Here is a 15279-nt window from a genome sequence, read left to right as displayed (position 1 = left end):
CTAGCCATTACTCTCCGAAAAGGCCCTTGATGCCCTCTTCCAGATCCTCGGCAACGCCCTTGACGGCATCCTCAGCCTGGCTGGATTCATCCTCGGCTTCATCCGAGGACTGGGTTTGTCCTTCTGTCTGCCCCAAAGCCGTCAGGCAGGGATTGTCCTCTTCTTCCTGTATTTCACTGTCCGAAGAGCCGCCCGACATGATTGAGCCGAGTATCTCCTCGGGATCCTTGCCCGAACCGAACAGCTTGGCGGCAGCTTCAACGGTACCTGAGGGATCGGGTGAGAAACTGGGATTCTTCAGGGTTCCCCGAACATTGAACGGAATAGCCAGGCTAACCAGCGCTGTCTGCCGGGTCTTGGTATCGAAATTCATGTTCAGACTTTCATCGCGCAGGTCGATGCGGCCGCCGCCCGCCACCGAGAAGGTCGTTGTGTCGAGCAACTGCACCTGGCTTGTGGCCACGCCACTTTCGAAATCAAAACGACTGACAATGCAATTCAGCCGAGTCTGTTTGTTGTCGCCAAGCAGTGGCCCCATGACCTCGGACAAGCCGGTGGAGACGATGGCCAGAAGGCGATTCGTGATCACACCTTCGTGGCCTATGATCTCGCTGCGTCCGTTCAGACTGGAAGCCAGCGCCCTCGGAGAACTGCCTGTTCCTTCCAGGTCCAGCTTGATATCGGCCGTACCCTCGACATCCTCGCTCAGCTCGCGTTCACGCAACAGGCGGCCATAGTCGAAGCCTTCCATTGTCATGTTGATCGCAAGGCGCGGCGTATCCGAACTGCTGTCCAGCATGACCTCGCCCCCCAGGACACCTCCGGAAAAGCCGGCTTGGAGCGGCGTGATGTCCAGTCGACCTTCGGCAAGCGCAAGGGTGATATCCACATCCGACACTTCCACATCGGACGGCAACCGCAGTGTGGAAACGCGCGCGCTCAGCTGTGCGTCCAGTCCCCTCAAGGCTTCGAAGGGAAGTTGCGTTTCCGGAATGACGAACTGCTTTTCGCCGGTGTCAATTCCTTCCGAATCAGAGCCTTCATCACTGTCTGCGGAAGCGTCTGCGTCATCCCCCTGGAAATCGGCCATATCCAGCAAGGTGCTCTGCAGGTCGCCGGTCACCCTTGGACGTGCACCGGTCAGGTCCAGCCCAGCATCTCCGGAAAGGTCACTTTCACCCATTTCCAGAGTCATCCCATTCAGGGATAACGCGGCCATCTCGCCTTCTACATGGCCGGCAAAGCTGTAGGGCCCAAGATCCGGCAGATCGGTCCCGCCTAGTTCGGAAAAGGCAGCGAGACTGTCACCTTCGAGTTGGACCTGAAGGTCCAATCTGGGATCACTGGTCATACTGATGATGTTGCCGTTCAGGTCGATATCGGCATCGGCAAGCTGTCCCTCCAGCTTGACCGGATAATCACCACCGCCCGTCAGGCGGTCCAGCCCTCCAACGGAACCGGCAAACGAGAAGGGAACTTCGCGGAGATCCCCCTCCAGATCCAGATCGAGCAGGTCGCCCGACCCGGCAATCGTTGCGCTGTCCAGGGAAAGGGTCATGCTTTCTCCCGTCTCACCATTGCGATAGGTGAGACGGCTGTCCTCGATGGAAACGGAATTGAGGTTCGGCATGCGCTGGCGCCCCGTCTCGCGCGCCTGGTCCGCCGTGGTGGTCTCGCCCTCAGTCGAGTCGTCTGCCGGTGGCGTGAACTGCCAGTTCGGATTTCCCTCTGCATCTGTCTCAAGCAGGATATCGGCGCCAACCAATACCAGTCGCCTCACCTCTATATCCCCGCTCAGCAAGGGAATAAGTTCAACCTGAAGCTCGAAACGCTCCAGATTGATCATACTGTCACGGCTACCGTTGTCGGCATTGTTCAGGCTTACGTCGCTGACAGTTACGGCCGGTGAGAGCGACAGGGCAACATCCAACGGTCCGTCGATGACAAGCTCGCGCCCGGTGGCCTTGCGTACCTCTTGCCGTGCAATGGCCTTAACTTCATCGAAGCTGTAGGTGGAGACAATCGCGTAGGCCGTCACGGCCAGAGCGATGGGTATGACGACAATGGCCAGCAGAACCCACTTCAGTTTTCTCATCGTATTGTCCCCACAAGGTCTGACAGGTGATCCGGTATTTCCGAGAAGTCGTCCAGCACCCTGAGAGCGCCGGCGGATATCAACTCGTGCGCTTCATGGTAACCCCATTTCACGCCGATTGCATTGATACCAGCATTTCGTGCCATCTCTATGTCGTAGGTCGTATCCCCGATCAGGAGGGTTTCCTCGGGATGGCAGGCCATCTCTTCCATCGCGCGCAGCACCATGCCCGGGTGCGGCTTACCGGGTGAGGTATCGGGGGTCTGGAAGGTACAGAACAGATGCGCCAAGTCGTGATGATCCAGCGAAGCAGAAAGCCCACGCCTGTTCTTTCCGGTGGCGATTCCCAGGAAGATTTCCGGTTCGTTGAGACGCTCCAGCGTGGGCCTGACTCCTGGAAACAAAGGCTCCTCGTAATCGGGATGCTGCCGCCAGGCGAGAAAGGCGCGACGATACCCCTCACAGACCCGCTCGACGCTGTCCCGCTTCCGTTCCGGCGGCAGCAGGCGCTCTACGGCCTCATCGAGACTGAGGCCCACAATGCGCCGAATGTCCTGGTCCTGTGGTGGTTCAAGGTCGGCCTCGACAAAAGACTGCCGCATGCAGCGCAGAATATTTGCCTGGCTGTCGACAAGAGTACCGTCGAAATCAAACAGGATAAGTCGGTAGGGATGAAGCGGCATGGTGCGTTCAAGAACTCCTGGAAGAGACATTCAAAGGCCCAGGATATCGGCAGCCTTGAGGGCATAGCCCGAGTCACTTTGAAAGCCCAGCTCACCGAAGGCTGATTCGAAGTGGGCAGGCAAGGGTGCGGTCACGCGCAAGGTGGTGCCGTCGTCTGGATGAGGTAATGTGATCTCGCGCGCCATGAGCATCAGGCTTTCAGGTTTCCATGGTTTTTCGGGAAAGGCTTGGCGGCCCCCGTATTTCCCATCCCCCAGTATCGGATGTCCGATGGCGCTGCAATGAGCGCGCAGCTGGTGGGTACGTCCCGTCAGGGGACGCAGCGCAATCCATGCCATCTGCTTGCCGGAACGCGCAATCGTGGCATAGCGGGAAACCGCTGGACGGACATCCGCTCCTTGCGTTCCCATCTTCTCCTTGCCCGCCTTGCCGGACTTGGCCAGCGGCAGATCGATTTCTCCCTTGTCCGGATCCGGACTGCCGGCAACCAGTGCCCAATAAAGCTTGTTGGGCTCATCCCGCTTGAAGGAGGCTGTCAAGCGACGCGCCGCTTCAGCTGTGCGCGCCAACAGCAAGACTCCCGCCGTATCCCGGTCCAGGCGGTGTACCAGACGTGGTCGCTCGGATTTCTCGAACTGCAGAAGATCCAGGAAGGCGTCCAGATGTCGGCGCTGACCGCTGCCACCCTGGACGGCCAGGCCCGCAGGCTTGTCGATGGCCATGACCCAATCGTCCTGATAGAGGATGCGCGCCTTGAGGTCAGCCGCCTCACGCGCTGAAGGTTCTGGAGCGGCCATCTTTGGTCGTTCGGTCTGGCTGTCCACCCCAAGAGGCGGCACCCGCACCACCTGCCCCACTTCCAGACGCGTAGAAGCCTTTGCACGCCGACCATCGACCCGGACCTGGCCCTTTCGCAACAGCTTTTCCAGCCGCCCGTGGGACAAGCCGGGATAATGGCGCTTGAACCAGCGGTCCAGGCGCTGCTCGGCCTCATCCGCTAAAATTTTTCTGTTCTCAACCATGCTGTTACCCAGAACACAGACGCACCAGGGCCTGACCGGCGGCAAAGCCGGCAAGAGCCAGACTGACGGAAGCCAGGACATACAGACCGGCTGCCATCCACTGTCCTCGCTCAAAAAGGAGTATCGTTTCCATCGAAAAGGTGGAAAAGGTGGTAAAGCCACCCAGCAAGCCGACAGTCAGGAACAGCCTTACCTCCTGGCCAGCATTCCAATGCAATGCAAACAGGCTGACGAGCAGACCCATCAGCAAGCCCCCAAGGACATTCACGGAAAGCGTGCCGAGTGGAAAACCAAACCCGCTCACGCGCATGATCTGCGCAGACAGCAGATGGCGGGCAACGGCTCCGAGAGCGCCCCCAGCCGCAACAGCCAACAGCGAATGCATGGTCAGTTCAGTTCCCTTCTGGATCGTCTGGCGCAAAGCCTTTACCAGAAGGCTCGTGTCCGGGAAAGCCGTCGCTGTTCAGTAGGCTCAGGCAGCGCTGTTCTGCCGTTTTCCGGAAAGCCATTCGAGGACGGCATCCGTCGTCTTCTGATAAGCGCCAAGGCGACCCAGTTCATCCAGGCCGTCGCGGCTGGCATCACAGATGGCATCACTGCCCGCGATCACACAGAAATCCCGGGCACAGCCCTCGTAAATCGTGGCTCGTCCTCCAGTCGGAAAATTGCACCCCACAACCACAAGAGTGCCAATTCCCGAGTCACGCAAGCGTGTTTCCAGCTCGGTTCCGTAGAAGGCGCCCCAACGGGGTTTGTAGTAAGCCCACTCCTTCGCTCCGAGTTCCTGGAAACCACCGGAAAGCAGCTCCTCGCTATCCAGTCGGATATCTGCCTTCGGCTTGATATCGTCCAGCAACTCCGCACCCTTTGTGCCGGGCATCAGGACGCGCAGCCCTTCCATGACCGCGGAACGGCGGCAGAGGTCCACATTGGATCCGTCCGGACGATAAAGCCGCACAGCATGGAAGATGGGCTTCTCGTACTCTCTGAAGGCTTGAACGATCCTGCGGACACGCGGCAGGCAGGCGCCCACTCCGGATGCCTGGATGGGAGAACCCTGGCAGGCAAAATCGCGCTGCAGGTCTATGGTCAGAAGGGCGACCGCGGAACGGTCTGGAATGTTTTGCTCGGTCATGGTCTTTGTCATTCAGATCCTGTACCGGCCTTCTGGAAAAGCTGATTTCTCGTAGCCGCGGACCTTACGCGGACAGCGCGCCAAAGCAAGGATCAGCTTTGCATGACGGATTCGCAGGTTGCGCAAGGCTGAGCTAGGCAGTTCTTTATGAACCTTTTTTTGCTCTCAAACGTGCCCAGTAATCCAACCTCTTGGCGATTTCCCGCTCAAACCCTCTCTCCACTGGTTGATAGAAAGCTTGGCGTTGCATTTCATCCGGGAAGTAATCCTGGCCCGAGAAACCCTCTTCGGTGTTATGGTCATAAGCATAACCCTCGGCATAGCCCAGCTGTTTCATCAGCTTGGTCGGTGCGTTCAGGATATGCTTGGGGGGTGCCAAAGAACCCGTTTCGCGGGCGGTTTTCGAGGCAACCTTGGAAGCCTTGTAGGCGGCATTGGATTTGGGTGCCGTTCCCAAATAGATGACTGCCTGTACCAGGGCCAATTCGCCTTCCGGGCTACCCAGGCGGTTGTAGGCATCCCAGGCTGCCAGAGCCTGGGGAAGCGCCTGCGGATCGGCCAGGCCGATATCTTCAGACGCAAAGCGCACCAGCCGGCGCGCAACATATTCCGGGTCCTCCCCCCCATCGATCATCCGCGAAAACCAATAGAGGGCCGCATCAGTGTCCGAGCCTCTCAGAGACTTGTGCAGCGCGCTGATCAGGTTGTAGTGGCTCTCCTGCCCCTTGTCGTAGATCGGCGCACGCTTCTGGACCACGGCAACCAAGTCGGCCGTGGTCAGCTGCGCATCAGCCGGCTCAGCCATCAGACGCTCGGCCAGGTTCAGGAGGTAGCGCCCATCGCCATCGGCCATGGCCAACAGGGCACTGCGCGCTTCCTCGTCCAACGGCAGGCTGCGTCCGGCTTCCACCTCCGCCCGACTCATCAGTTCGCTCAGGGCCGGCTCGCCAAGACGATTGAGCACATACACCTGACAGCGCGACAGCAGCGCCGGATTCAGCTCGAAGGAGGGATTCTCCGTCGTGGCACCGATCAGGATGACCGTGCCGTCCTCCACATAGGGCAGGAAGCCGTCCTGCTGAGCCCGATTGAAACGGTGCACCTCATCGATGAAAAGCAGGGTACCCTGTCCCGCGCTTCGACGTTCCTTCGCGCGCTCGAAAACCTTGCGCAAATCCGCCACTCCAGAAAAGACGGCGGACAAAGGCTCAAAGGCCAGCTCGCTCGCCTCCGCGATGAGGCGGGCAATGGTCGTTTTGCCGCATCCAGGTGGACCCCACAGGATCATCGAGGCAAGGCGCCCCTGCTGGACCATGCGCCCGATTGGCGCATCCGGTGCCAGCAGATGTTCCTGCCCCACGACGTCCTCCAGTCGTGTCGGCCGCAAGCGATCTGCAAGCGGCCGATCCGCCGTGGTTTCGAAAAGGCTTTCCGTCGGACTCATGCAAACCTCAGGGCAAACAGGACTATGCCCGGAAACGCGACCAGAAGGACCACACGCACCACTTCCGCAATCAGGAACGGCAAGACCCCGCGAAAGGTCTCCAGCATTGGAACATCCTTCGCCATGGCATTGATGACGAAGACATTGAGACCGACGGGGGGCGTAATCAAGCCAAGTTCCACCACAATCACGGTCAGGATACCGAACCAGATTGCGGTTTCCTCGTAAGTCAGTCCGAAATCCAGGCCGCTTACAATGGGAAAGAGGATGGGAATGGTCAGAAGGATCATGGACAGACTGTCCATGACACAGCCCAGCAAGAGATAGAACAGCAGGATGCCCCCGATGACCAGATAGGGAGAAAGCTCAGCCGCCGTGATCCAGGAAGCAGCTTCCATGGGCATGCGGGTCATGGCGAGGAAAGCGGAATACACCTCGGCACCCAACAGGATGAGGAAGATCATGGCCGTGGTCTGGGCCGTGCCCTGAAGAACTTCTTTCCAGCCTCCGTTCGCCAGCCCTCCCTTCAGCAGGGCCAGGAATCCTGTTGCCACAGCCCCGACGGCCGCAGCTTCCGTGGGTGTGAAAACACCTCCATAGATACCCCCGATCACGGCCAGGAAAATTGCCAGTGCGGGCCAGATGGTCAGCAGGGTGCGCCCGCGTTCTTTCCAGGAAGCCTTGGGGGCTGACGGCCCTTCGCCAGGGAACAGGCGGACATAGACCGAAACGGCCAACATGAAGCCGAGGATCGCCAGCATGGCTGGGACAAAGGCGGCCAGGAACATGGCGGCGACATTCTGCTCGGTCAGGATGGCGTAGATCACCAGGATGACCGAAGGCGGGATCAGGATTCCCAGGGTCCCGCCGGCGGCCAGCGTCCCGGTGGAAAGTGCACCAGAATAGCCATAGCGGCGCATCTCCGGCAGGGCCACCTGTCCCATGGTGGAAGCGGTCGCCGTGGACGAGCCGCAAATGGCCCCGAACCCTGCGCAGCCGCCGATCCCGGCAATGGCCAACCCGCCGCGCCGGTGGCCCAGAAAGACATAGGCCGCGCGGAAAAGAGACTCCGACAGGCCTGCACGCGTGGCGAACTGCCCCATCAGCAGGAACAGGGGGATGACCGAGAAGGAATAATTGGCAAACAGGTAATAGGGTGTGGTCTTCAGGTAATTCAGCAACGCGGTTTCGCCATTGACCAGCATATAGCCGCCGCCCCCGACAACCAGCATGGCCACCCCGATAGGCAGGCGCAGGGCCAACAGCACCAGAAGCAGCGGGAAACTGGCAAGACCCAGCGAAAAGGCCGTCATCTCCCGCTCTCGTGCAGTCCGGGCCCAAGAAAACGCCGCAGCAGACCATAAAGGCAGACAACGCACAGCAGCCCGCAGGACAGAACGGCTGGCACGAAACCCCACCATACAGGCAGGCGCAGCACCATGGTCGATTCTCCATACTGCAGGACATCCAGCGCCCCAACGCTCAGGCGCCAGGTCAGAAGAATGGCAATGACCAGGAACAGCACATCAGCCAGGGCATCCAGGAAATGGGTCAGCCACACACCGAACCACCGGCTGAGAAAATCCACCTTCGCATGGGCGCGCACCAGTTGACAGTAGGGCAGGAAGGTGAAAACCGCCATGGCACAGCCCATTTCCACCAGCTCGTAATCACCACCCAGACCGCTTCCCAGAAAGGCCCGCGCCAGAATGCTGCCAACCGTGATGACGGCCACCAGGGACAGAACCAGGCCGCCAAGAATGGCAAAGCCTGCGGCCACGGCATGCATCCCACGGTCCAGCATGGCCCAGAGCGGAGCCGCCCTCTTCTCAGCTCCCCCTGACATCGCCATCTATTTCTCGCTGTATTGCTCAATCAACTGCCGGGCCGCCGACAGCAGGGCTGCGCCGTCATCACCCGCTTCATCCCGCTCGGCAATCCAGGCATCGATCACCGGCTGGCTGGCCTCCTGCCAGCGTTCCAGTTCCTCGCCCTCGATAATGTCGAAGGCGTGCCCCTCCTCTCGCGCGGCTTCGCGACCGGGCTCTTCCGCCTCGTCCCAGGTGGCACCGATCTCCAGGGCAAGCTCGAGCCCACTGTTGTCATCAATCACCTGACGCAAATCCTGCGGCAAGGCTTCATAGCTTTGCTTGTTCATCAGGAACAGGAAGACCGCCGTGTAGAGGCCGCGCTCGCCGTGGAACTCGGTGTGACTGTCGGTCAGTTCATGCATGCGCAACGAGCGGGTGACCTCATAGGGCAGCGCTGCCCCCTGAATGACGCCCTTTGACATGGCCTCCGGCACCTGGGGGACGGGCATGCCGACCGGCGCAGCTCCGATCTCCTCCAGGGTATCATTGATGATGCGGGTTGGCGCGCGCACCTTGACGTTCTGGATATCCTCCAGATTGCGAATGCGCTTGTCATTCATGTGCAGGCTGCCGGGCGCATGCGCATGAACCAGGATGGGGTGCACCTCAGCCAGTTCATCGCTGGCATGGCTTTCGAAATAGCTCTGAGCCGCGGCACTGGTGGCTTTGGCACTGCCCGGTACGAAAGGCAGCTCGAAAACCTCCAGCTTGGGGAAGCGTCCAGGGGTATAGCCTGGCAGCGTCCACACCATGTCCACCACGCCGTCACGCACCTGGTCGAAAAGCTGGGGCGCACGTCCTCCCAACTGCATTGTCGGATAGATCTCAATGGCGATCCGTCCCTCCGATTGAGTCTCGACTCGTTCAGCCCAGGGCTCGAGCAGCTCGACCTGTACCGTGGAAGATGCCGGCAGGAAGTGATGGATCCGCAAGGTGACATCCTGCGTCTGGGCGCGGGCCGTCATCGCCATCCCCAGCAAAAGACAAGCAGACACGAAAACTGCCCAATGGAATTTCAGCCTGAACATCAAGATTATACCCTTTCCTGCACGACGTGACCCGACTGCCTGGCCCAACCGGGCCGCAACAGCTATAGAAGCATGCCCGCTTTAGGTAAAGTTGACAGGAATCCACTATCTCTGCAGCAAATCCGACTCTCATCCTAGCAGAAGGTTCGACCATGACAGACATTCCCGCTCCCTGGACTCACCCCTTCCTGCCAATCCATGGCCGGCAGGAGACCTTTCCGGTGCGCCGCATATTCTGTGTCGGTCGCAATTATTCCGAACACGTGCAGGAAATGGGTGAGGACAGCCGGGAACTGCCTTTCTTTTTCATGAAACCGGCCAGCAGTCTGTTGCCCGAAGGACAGGATTTCCCCTACCCCTCGGAAAGCCAGAATGTTCACCACGAAATCGAGCTCGTGGTGGCTCTTGGCACAGGCGGGCGAAACATAACGCGGGACAAGACGCGCCAGCATATCTTCGGCTATGGGGTTGGCCTCGACATGACCCGGCGCGACCTGCAGGGGGAAGCCAAGAAAAAGGGGCGCCCCTGGGAAGTGGGCAAGGCGTTCGATTGTTCCGCCCCCTGTTCACGCCTCTACCCGGCCTCCGACATCGGGCACCCCAGCGAGGGCAGGATCGCCCTGTCGGTTGACGGAGAAGAGCGCCAATCCGGGGATCTTGCCCAGATGACCTGGTCTGTGGAGGAGTTGCTGGCGCACCTCAGCCGCTATTTCACCCTCCATCCCGGGGACCTGATCTACACCGGCACACCTGCCGGGGTCGGTCCAGTTCTTCCCGGAAACAGCTTGTACGGCAGCATAGAACGCATCGGCGAACTGACCTGTCAGGTTGTTCAGTCCTGACAATCGAAAGCACGGCCTCTTAAGGATTCGCCGTTATGACGGGCGACAGGCAGCGCTTGTGACATAGTGTGCATTTTCCTGCCCTTGTGAGCGGGAAAAGGCATCTATTGTGGGATGGTAAGGGCAATGCTGGGGCATTGTTGGTAAGTCCATTGCAGTCTCGAGAGGGCTTCCCAACCTCTTCTGGACCAGACAATGGTTTACAATGAGGTGCAACCATGAAGCCCCGTATATCAACCTTGATTCCCGCCGCAGCTTTGCTGTTGGCATCCACGAGCTTGGCCGTGGCTCAGTCCTCCACGCCTTCCGAGCAGGATAGCGGACAGCCCGCAGAAACCACCGAATCCTCCCCGGAATCCGGCTCTGGCGTGAACGCCGAGGCCGGTGCCGAAAGCGGGGATGGAGAAAGCGAAAAAGAAGAGTATGCCGGCGACGAGGAAGGTGCCGAAGTTGGCGAAGCCTTCGATGACGACGCAGCGCACTCTGCAGAGGAAGGCGCTGACGTCGAGGAGGAAGATGACATTGGCGCAGCCGAGGCGACAGAAGAAGCAGCTGAAGATGCAGCCGAGAGCGTAGAGGAAACAGCCGAAGACGCTGCCGAAGAGGTGGACGAGACTGCCGAGGGCGCCGAGGATGCCATGGACGAGGCCATGGATGAGGACGACGCCGAAAGTTCATCCGTGGAAACCCCCGAGGAGGATAGCGTCGACACCTCCAAACTGCGCCCCCTGGAAGGCGACTATGAAGCCGTCACACTCAGCAATGGCATGGACGCCGAAGAGGTTGCCGGAGCTGCCATCGTCAACCAGGAGGGAGATGAAATTGCACGTGTTGATGACCTGCTGGCCAACGAGGTTGGCGAGGTTGTGGCCGTACTCGCCAAGGCCGGCGGCATTCTCGGTATAGGCGCCAAGGAACTCGCGATTGAGCTATCGGACCTTTCACCTGGCGAAGAAGGTGAATTGGTGACCTCGCTCACGGAAGAGGACATTGACGAAATGCCGGAATACGAAGCCCCCGAAGACATGGACTGAGGGCTTCCTTACCCCTGCCTCCCATCCCTGCCCCCTGGGGAGGCAGGGGCTTTTTCTCCAGCCAGGCTGCACCTTGCCCGTCGAAGAGTTGATTGATTAAGTCCCTTCCCTTGGCACTTCTGCCCGAAACATTATTGGCCACGAAGAACAGCAGCCTGGTCATTGACAACCGGGATTATCCCTCCTTTGCCCAATTCGCCTTGCTCTCGAACAAGAAGAGAGGTGAAGCGCTCCATGATTGACGCAGCAGCATTGGACACTAGTTCGGAGGGTGCGACCTCTGATGGAGGCGCGAAACAGCGTCTATCCCCCTGCTTCTCCTCTACCCAATCAGAAAAGCAGGGGGACTCTCAGACAACTTGAGAAAGGATAGTATAGAATGAAATCCGTGAAATTGACAATCCTGCCCGCCACTCTGGCAGGCCTGATGGCCACCGGAATAGCCTTTGCCCAGCCTGGAAGCATGAGCGAGGACACCATGCTTCTTGCCCAGAACCAGGAGACATCTCGGGAATCCGGCCCAGCATCGGCGGAAGAGATGAAGCAGGACGAAGATCCCGCCCTGGACACCATGTCCAATAACCCTGACACCGACCATAACGATGTTGGCGGCCAACCGGAAGGCACCTCCATAGAGGGTGCCGAAGATATTGATGGCGATGACAGCAACAACAACGCTGCGATGGGCAGTACCCCATCGGTTAGTGATAAGGATCTCGTCGACGAAGAAAAGGACGAGAACATTACTGAGTAACTTGGGTTCGTCCTTCTACATACCTGCGAGGCCCCTGCCGGAGACGGCAGGGGCTATTCGTTTCTGGGAGCCCACGCACACCTATACTGTCAGCCTAACTGAAACTCTGCCCATGTCGGCGCCGTGCCACTGCTCGGCAGTCCCTGCACGCCTCTTTGAATCGGCAGCCAACTCTTCTCCACTGTCTCGCGATTCCAAATTTCCCTAAACCAGTTTCTAGTTATGGGTAGTCCCACTCCATAATACTCTAGCAGCATCCGTGCCTGGCTCCATTTGAAAATAGGATTGGAGCAATATGCAGGAAATCCCCGTGAGTCCGGACCGATCTTGACGGATGATGTGCAGGAAGAAAAAAGGCTAACGGCCTACAGAGCTTTCTATACCGACCTGCAGGCAGTCGCCGATATCGGTCGGCATCCCTACGCGCAAATCCAGTGATGACATCCTTTATATCAGTGATCGGCGCGCTGGAGAAAATGTCGCCTTACAAATCCAAAGTGGCACCCCCAGCCCGTTTCTTTCTGACGAGGACGCCGCCAGACCGGACTAATCGATGACTGAATGAGTCTGCATCCCAGAAAATTAAGAACCCCACGCCCCCTGCCGCACGGCAGGAGGCTTTCTGCTTGCCGCAGTCCTGAAGATCAGTCCTTGGCGCGTTCCTGGTAGGTATTGTCCGCCGTGTTCACGATCACCCGCGTGCCGGCCGTGATGTGCGAGGGCACCATGACACGCAGTCCATTGCTGAGAGTGGCAGGCTTGTTCGAGGAGGCTGCCGTCTGTCCCTTGACGACTGGCTCCGTCTCCGTGACCTCGAGCGTCACCCGCTGGGGCAGCTCGATGCTGACAGGAACACCCTCGTGCTGGTAGACCTTAACCACCAGCCCTTCCTGCAGATAGACTTGACCATCGCCGATCACCTGCTTGGGAATGATGATCTGGTCGAAGGTATTGACCTCCATGAAGGCCGAGCCGTCGGCGTCCTCATAGAGATATTGATAATCCCCTTCCTCAATGAAGGCCTTCTCCACCTGCTCCGTGGTGCGGAAACGCTCCGAAGTCTTGACGCCGTCGCTGATGCGGCGCATTTCCAGCTGGGTCACCGGCGTACCTTTGCCCGGCTGGATATTGTCGGCCTTGAGAACGACGTAGAGCTTGTCATTGTACTCGACAACATTGCCCTGACGCAGTGCACTGGCATTCACTTTCACGATCAAATATCCCTTATGAAAAAGATGTCGGAAGCTAACAGCTTCCCCTCCTTCCCTCAACGCCAAGCCACACTGGAACAGCATCAGCAGCATGACCACAGCCTCGGAAAACTGGTGGAATCCCGAAACCTATGCCCGGCGACGCCCGAACCTGGTCAAGAGAACGCATGTCCTGAACGGGATACGTCAACACTTTCTTGATCAGGATTTCGTGGAGGCTGAAACCCCGGCCCTGCAGATTTCTCCTGGGCTGGAGCCTCATCTACAGGCCTTTGAAACCCGGCTGACCACCCCCGACGGCAGGCAGGCGCAGCTCTACCTTCACACCTCGCCGGAATTTGCCTGCAAGAAGCTTCTGGTCGCCGGGGAAAAACGCCTCTTCACCCTTGCCCGTGTGTTTCGCAATGCCGAGGCTTCGTCCCTTCACCATCCGGAATTCACGCTGCTTGAATGGTACAGGGCACAGGAAGGCTATGAAGTCCTGATGCAGGACTGCCAGGATATGCTGCGTGCCATTGCGCGTCGCCTGCAGCAAACATCCATTATCTGGAAGGGACAGCAGGTCGATCTTTTCCAGCCCTGGGAGCATCTTTCCGTTACCGAGGCCTTCCAACACTATGCCAACATCGACCTGTTGGCGACGACAGAGGACCCCTGGAAGCCCGACGCAGGCCTGCTGGCCGAAGCCGCCAGGCAACAGGGAATCCGGACAGCCGAGGATGACGATTGGCAGGCCGTTTTTACCCGGATCCTTCTGGAGAAGATCGAGCCGCACCTGGGATATAGTACCCCCACCATCCTCTATGACTACCCGGTCAGCCAGGCCGCGCTGTCACGCCCAAAACCATCGGATCCAAGGCTGGCCGAACGCTTTGAACTCTATATCGCCGGGGTTGAACTCGCCAATGCATTTGGCGAACTGACGGATGCCAGCGAGCAGCGCCGACGGTTCGAGGCTGACTGCAGAGAGAAACAGCGTATCTACGGGCAGCGCTATCCCATTGATGAGGACTTCCTGGCCGCACTCGACCAGGGCATGCCGGAGGCTGCCGGGATAGCGCTTGGTGTTGATCGCCTTGTCATGCTCTTTACCGGTGCCGAGGACATCGAGGAGGTCCTTTGGGCCCCCGTTCGTCCAGGACAATCATTGAATGATGCCGACTCCAGGTGAGCACGCCCCAAGAATGTCAGAAATGCAGCAGCTTTTTGTTGAGACTGGGGCGGGTTTTGGTGTTATAGAACCACAGGTCCAATCATCGGGAGGCATTGGAACAGCATGCGGAAACGTAGAGGAGCCTTTTTTCCGGTTTTGACCGGTCTCATTTTCAGCGTTTTCCTGCTCGTCCCCCTTTCCGAAAGCCATGGCTTCAATGCAGCCCAGGTCGTCAACGGCATGGGAAGCTTCAAGGTCGAAGGCCGTAACGTACGGATTGACATGGCCCTGCCCGAAGGAGCCAGGCCCGATGCCCCCGTTCCGGCTGTTGCGGTTCTGCATGGAGCCAGCGGCCTGGGAAGTGGATCTCTGTTCTATCCCATCGTCGAACAGCTTGTGGATGAAGGCATTGCCGCTTTCATCGTGCACTACTTCGACGGCCTGAGTGTCGCGAACAAGGCCAGCCCGGCCTATTTCCGTCAGCGTGACCGTGTAGTGGGCGAAGCCCTCGAGTACATCGCGAAGCTCCCCAAGGTCGATGAGGAACGTATTGGCGTCTATGGCTTCTCTCTTGGTGCCTTTCAGGCACTGGGCCGCGCTACGCAGGACGAGCGCATAAAGGCCGTGGTCGCTGTCGGAGGGGGACTTTCCTGGGACATCGACCGTTCCCGCATTCAGTCCATGCCGCCAACCTTGATTCTCCACGGGGGCAGAGACTCCGTTGTGCCGGTGGGACGCGCGCATGAAGCGGCCAAGGTTCTCAAGACCGTCGGGGCCAACTACGAGCTGCAAATCTATGATGGACAGGCCCATACGCTACGTGGCGACACATTCGACGACAGCTTGCAGCGCACCTCCAACTTCTTCCTGCGTACTCTGAAATTTCGCTGAGTTCGCCAGGAAAGCTGAGGCACCCCCACGGCACCTTCAACGCATTATCATGCGGATGACATCATAACATCATGAAGCTTGCTGTAGTCTGAGTGGCAATCCACCAGCGTCGCCA

The 15279-nt window shown here is 58.9% G+C and carries 15 protein-coding genes; 5 read left to right on the top strand and 10 right to left on the bottom strand.

Translation table 11 applies throughout. The features are described from left to right. Positions 1–7 precede the first annotated feature (7 nt). From G502_RS0113845 to G502_RS0113805, 9 genes are all read right to left on the bottom strand, one after another. A complete protein-coding gene (locus G502_RS0113845) occupies positions 8–2095 on the bottom strand; it encodes an AsmA family protein (RefSeq protein WP_022729277.1) in 2088 nt (695 codons plus the stop codon). Beyond that, positions 2092–2778, bottom strand: a complete 687-nt coding sequence (locus tag G502_RS0113840) for an HAD-IA family hydrolase (RefSeq protein WP_026989493.1) — start codon at positions 2776–2778, stop codon at positions 2092–2094. Before G502_RS0113840 ends, G502_RS0113845 begins: the two co-directional genes overlap by 4 nt. 30 nt (positions 2779–2808) lie before the next feature. After that, entirely contained in the window at positions 2809–3801 is a 993-nt protein-coding gene (locus tag G502_RS20305; RefSeq protein ID WP_022729275.1) for an RluA family pseudouridine synthase, read from the bottom strand. Between the two features lie 4 nt (positions 3802–3805). Beyond that, positions 3806–4186, bottom strand: a complete 381-nt coding sequence (crcB, locus tag G502_RS0113830; RefSeq protein ID WP_026989492.1) for a fluoride efflux transporter CrcB — start codon at positions 4184–4186, stop codon at positions 3806–3808. Positions 4187–4273: 87 nt separating this feature from the next. Further along, positions 4274–4936 (bottom strand): cysteine hydrolase family protein, encoded by a 663-nt coding sequence (locus G502_RS20300; RefSeq protein WP_040488313.1) that lies wholly within the window; start codon positions 4934–4936, stop codon positions 4274–4276. A 145-nt stretch (positions 4937–5081) separates the two neighbouring features. Continuing rightward, on the bottom strand, positions 5082–6380 hold the full coding sequence (locus G502_RS0113820) for a replication-associated recombination protein A (RefSeq protein WP_022729272.1): 1299 nt from the start codon (positions 6378–6380) through the stop codon (positions 5082–5084). Beyond that, positions 6377–7693, bottom strand: a complete 1317-nt coding sequence (locus G502_RS0113815; protein WP_022729271.1) for a TRAP transporter large permease — start codon at positions 7691–7693, stop codon at positions 6377–6379. The genes G502_RS0113820 and G502_RS0113815 overlap by 4 nt, the downstream gene beginning before the upstream one ends. Continuing rightward, the gene (locus tag G502_RS20295) at positions 7690–8232 is read right to left on the bottom strand and encodes a TRAP transporter small permease (RefSeq protein ID WP_081649816.1); all 543 of its coding nucleotides are present in this window, start codon (positions 8230–8232) and stop codon (positions 7690–7692) included. The genes G502_RS0113815 and G502_RS20295 overlap by 4 nt, the downstream gene beginning before the upstream one ends. After that, a complete protein-coding gene (locus G502_RS0113805; RefSeq protein ID WP_211217839.1) occupies positions 8233–9216 on the bottom strand; it encodes a TRAP transporter substrate-binding protein in 984 nt (327 codons plus the stop codon). It lies immediately after the preceding gene. Between the two features lie 215 nt (positions 9217–9431). On the opposite strand from G502_RS0113805, the gene G502_RS0113800 reads away from it, so the two are divergent. From G502_RS0113800 to G502_RS0113790, 3 genes are all read left to right on the top strand, one after another. Further along, positions 9432–10121 carry a fumarylacetoacetate hydrolase family protein gene (locus G502_RS0113800; RefSeq protein WP_022729268.1) on the top strand — a complete coding sequence of 230 codons (690 nt, stop codon included), beginning with the start codon at positions 9432–9434 and terminating at the stop codon, positions 10119–10121. Between the two features lie 218 nt (positions 10122–10339). Further along, complete coding sequence (locus G502_RS0113795; protein ID WP_022729267.1) at positions 10340–11155, top strand: prolipoprotein diacylglyceryl transferase; 816 nt, start codon at positions 10340–10342, stop codon at positions 11153–11155. A 379-nt stretch (positions 11156–11534) separates the two neighbouring features. Further along, entirely contained in the window at positions 11535–11909 is a 375-nt protein-coding gene (locus G502_RS0113790; protein ID WP_022729265.1) for a hypothetical protein, read from the top strand. A 644-nt stretch (positions 11910–12553) separates the two neighbouring features. Here the strand turns inward: G502_RS0113790 and efp are convergent. Beyond that, positions 12554–13120 (bottom strand): elongation factor P, encoded by a 567-nt coding sequence (efp, locus tag G502_RS0113780; protein WP_322098922.1) that lies wholly within the window; start codon positions 13118–13120, stop codon positions 12554–12556. 91 nt (positions 13121–13211) lie between these two features. On the opposite strand from efp, the gene epmA reads away from it, so the two are divergent. Together epmA and G502_RS21580 are read left to right on the top strand one after the other, a co-directional pair. After that, positions 13212–14291 (top strand): EF-P lysine aminoacylase EpmA, encoded by a 1080-nt coding sequence (epmA, locus tag G502_RS0113775; protein ID WP_022729262.1) that lies wholly within the window; start codon positions 13212–13214, stop codon positions 14289–14291. A gap of 138 nt (positions 14292–14429) precedes the next feature. Further along, positions 14430–15164, top strand: a complete 735-nt coding sequence (locus G502_RS21580) for a dienelactone hydrolase family protein (protein ID WP_022729261.1) — start codon at positions 14430–14432, stop codon at positions 15162–15164. The last annotated feature ends 115 nt before the right edge of the window (positions 15165–15279 follow it).

The sequence above is a fragment of the Fodinicurvata sediminis DSM 21159 genome (assembly GCF_000420625.1).
Taxonomy (GTDB): Bacteria; Pseudomonadota; Alphaproteobacteria; order Kiloniellales; family DSM-21159; genus Fodinicurvata; species Fodinicurvata sediminis.
This window is presented reverse-complemented; position numbering and strand designations above follow the sequence as displayed.

Bases quoted from the DNA above. Each gene is read 5' to 3' on its own strand.
- G502_RS0113845 (WP_022729277.1), bottom strand. From the start codon at position 2,095: ATGAGAAAACTGAAGTGGGTTCTGCTGGCCATTGTCGTCATACCCATC.
- G502_RS0113840 (WP_026989493.1), bottom strand. From the start codon at position 2,778: ATGCCGCTTCATCCCTACCGACTTATCCTGTTTGATTTCGACGGTACT.
- G502_RS20305 (WP_022729275.1), bottom strand. From the start codon at position 3,801: ATGGTTGAGAACAGAAAAATTTTAGCGGATGAGGCCGAGCAGCGCCTG.
- crcB (WP_026989492.1), bottom strand. From the start codon at position 4,186: ATGCATTCGCTGTTGGCTGTTGCGGCTGGGGGCGCTCTCGGAGCCGTT.
- G502_RS20300 (WP_040488313.1), bottom strand. From the start codon at position 4,936: ATGACCGAGCAAAACATTCCAGACCGTTCCGCGGTCGCCCTTCTGACC.
- G502_RS0113820 (WP_022729272.1), bottom strand. From the start codon at position 6,380: ATGAGTCCGACGGAAAGCCTTTTCGAAACCACGGCGGATCGGCCGCTT.
- G502_RS0113815 (WP_022729271.1), bottom strand. From the start codon at position 7,693: ATGACGGCCTTTTCGCTGGGTCTTGCCAGTTTCCCGCTGCTTCTGGTG.
- G502_RS20295 (WP_081649816.1), bottom strand. From the start codon at position 8,232: ATGGCGATGTCAGGGGGAGCTGAGAAGAGGGCGGCTCCGCTCTGGGCC.
- G502_RS0113805 (WP_211217839.1), bottom strand. From the start codon at position 9,216: ATGACGGCCCGCGCCCAGACGCAGGATGTCACCTTGCGGATCCATCAC.
- G502_RS0113800 (WP_022729268.1), top strand. From the start codon at position 9,432: ATGACAGACATTCCCGCTCCCTGGACTCACCCCTTCCTGCCAATCCAT.
- G502_RS0113795 (WP_022729267.1), top strand. From the start codon at position 10,340: ATGAAGCCCCGTATATCAACCTTGATTCCCGCCGCAGCTTTGCTGTTG.
- G502_RS0113790 (WP_022729265.1), top strand. From the start codon at position 11,535: ATGAAATCCGTGAAATTGACAATCCTGCCCGCCACTCTGGCAGGCCTG.
- epmA (WP_022729262.1), top strand. From the start codon at position 13,212: ATGACCACAGCCTCGGAAAACTGGTGGAATCCCGAAACCTATGCCCGG.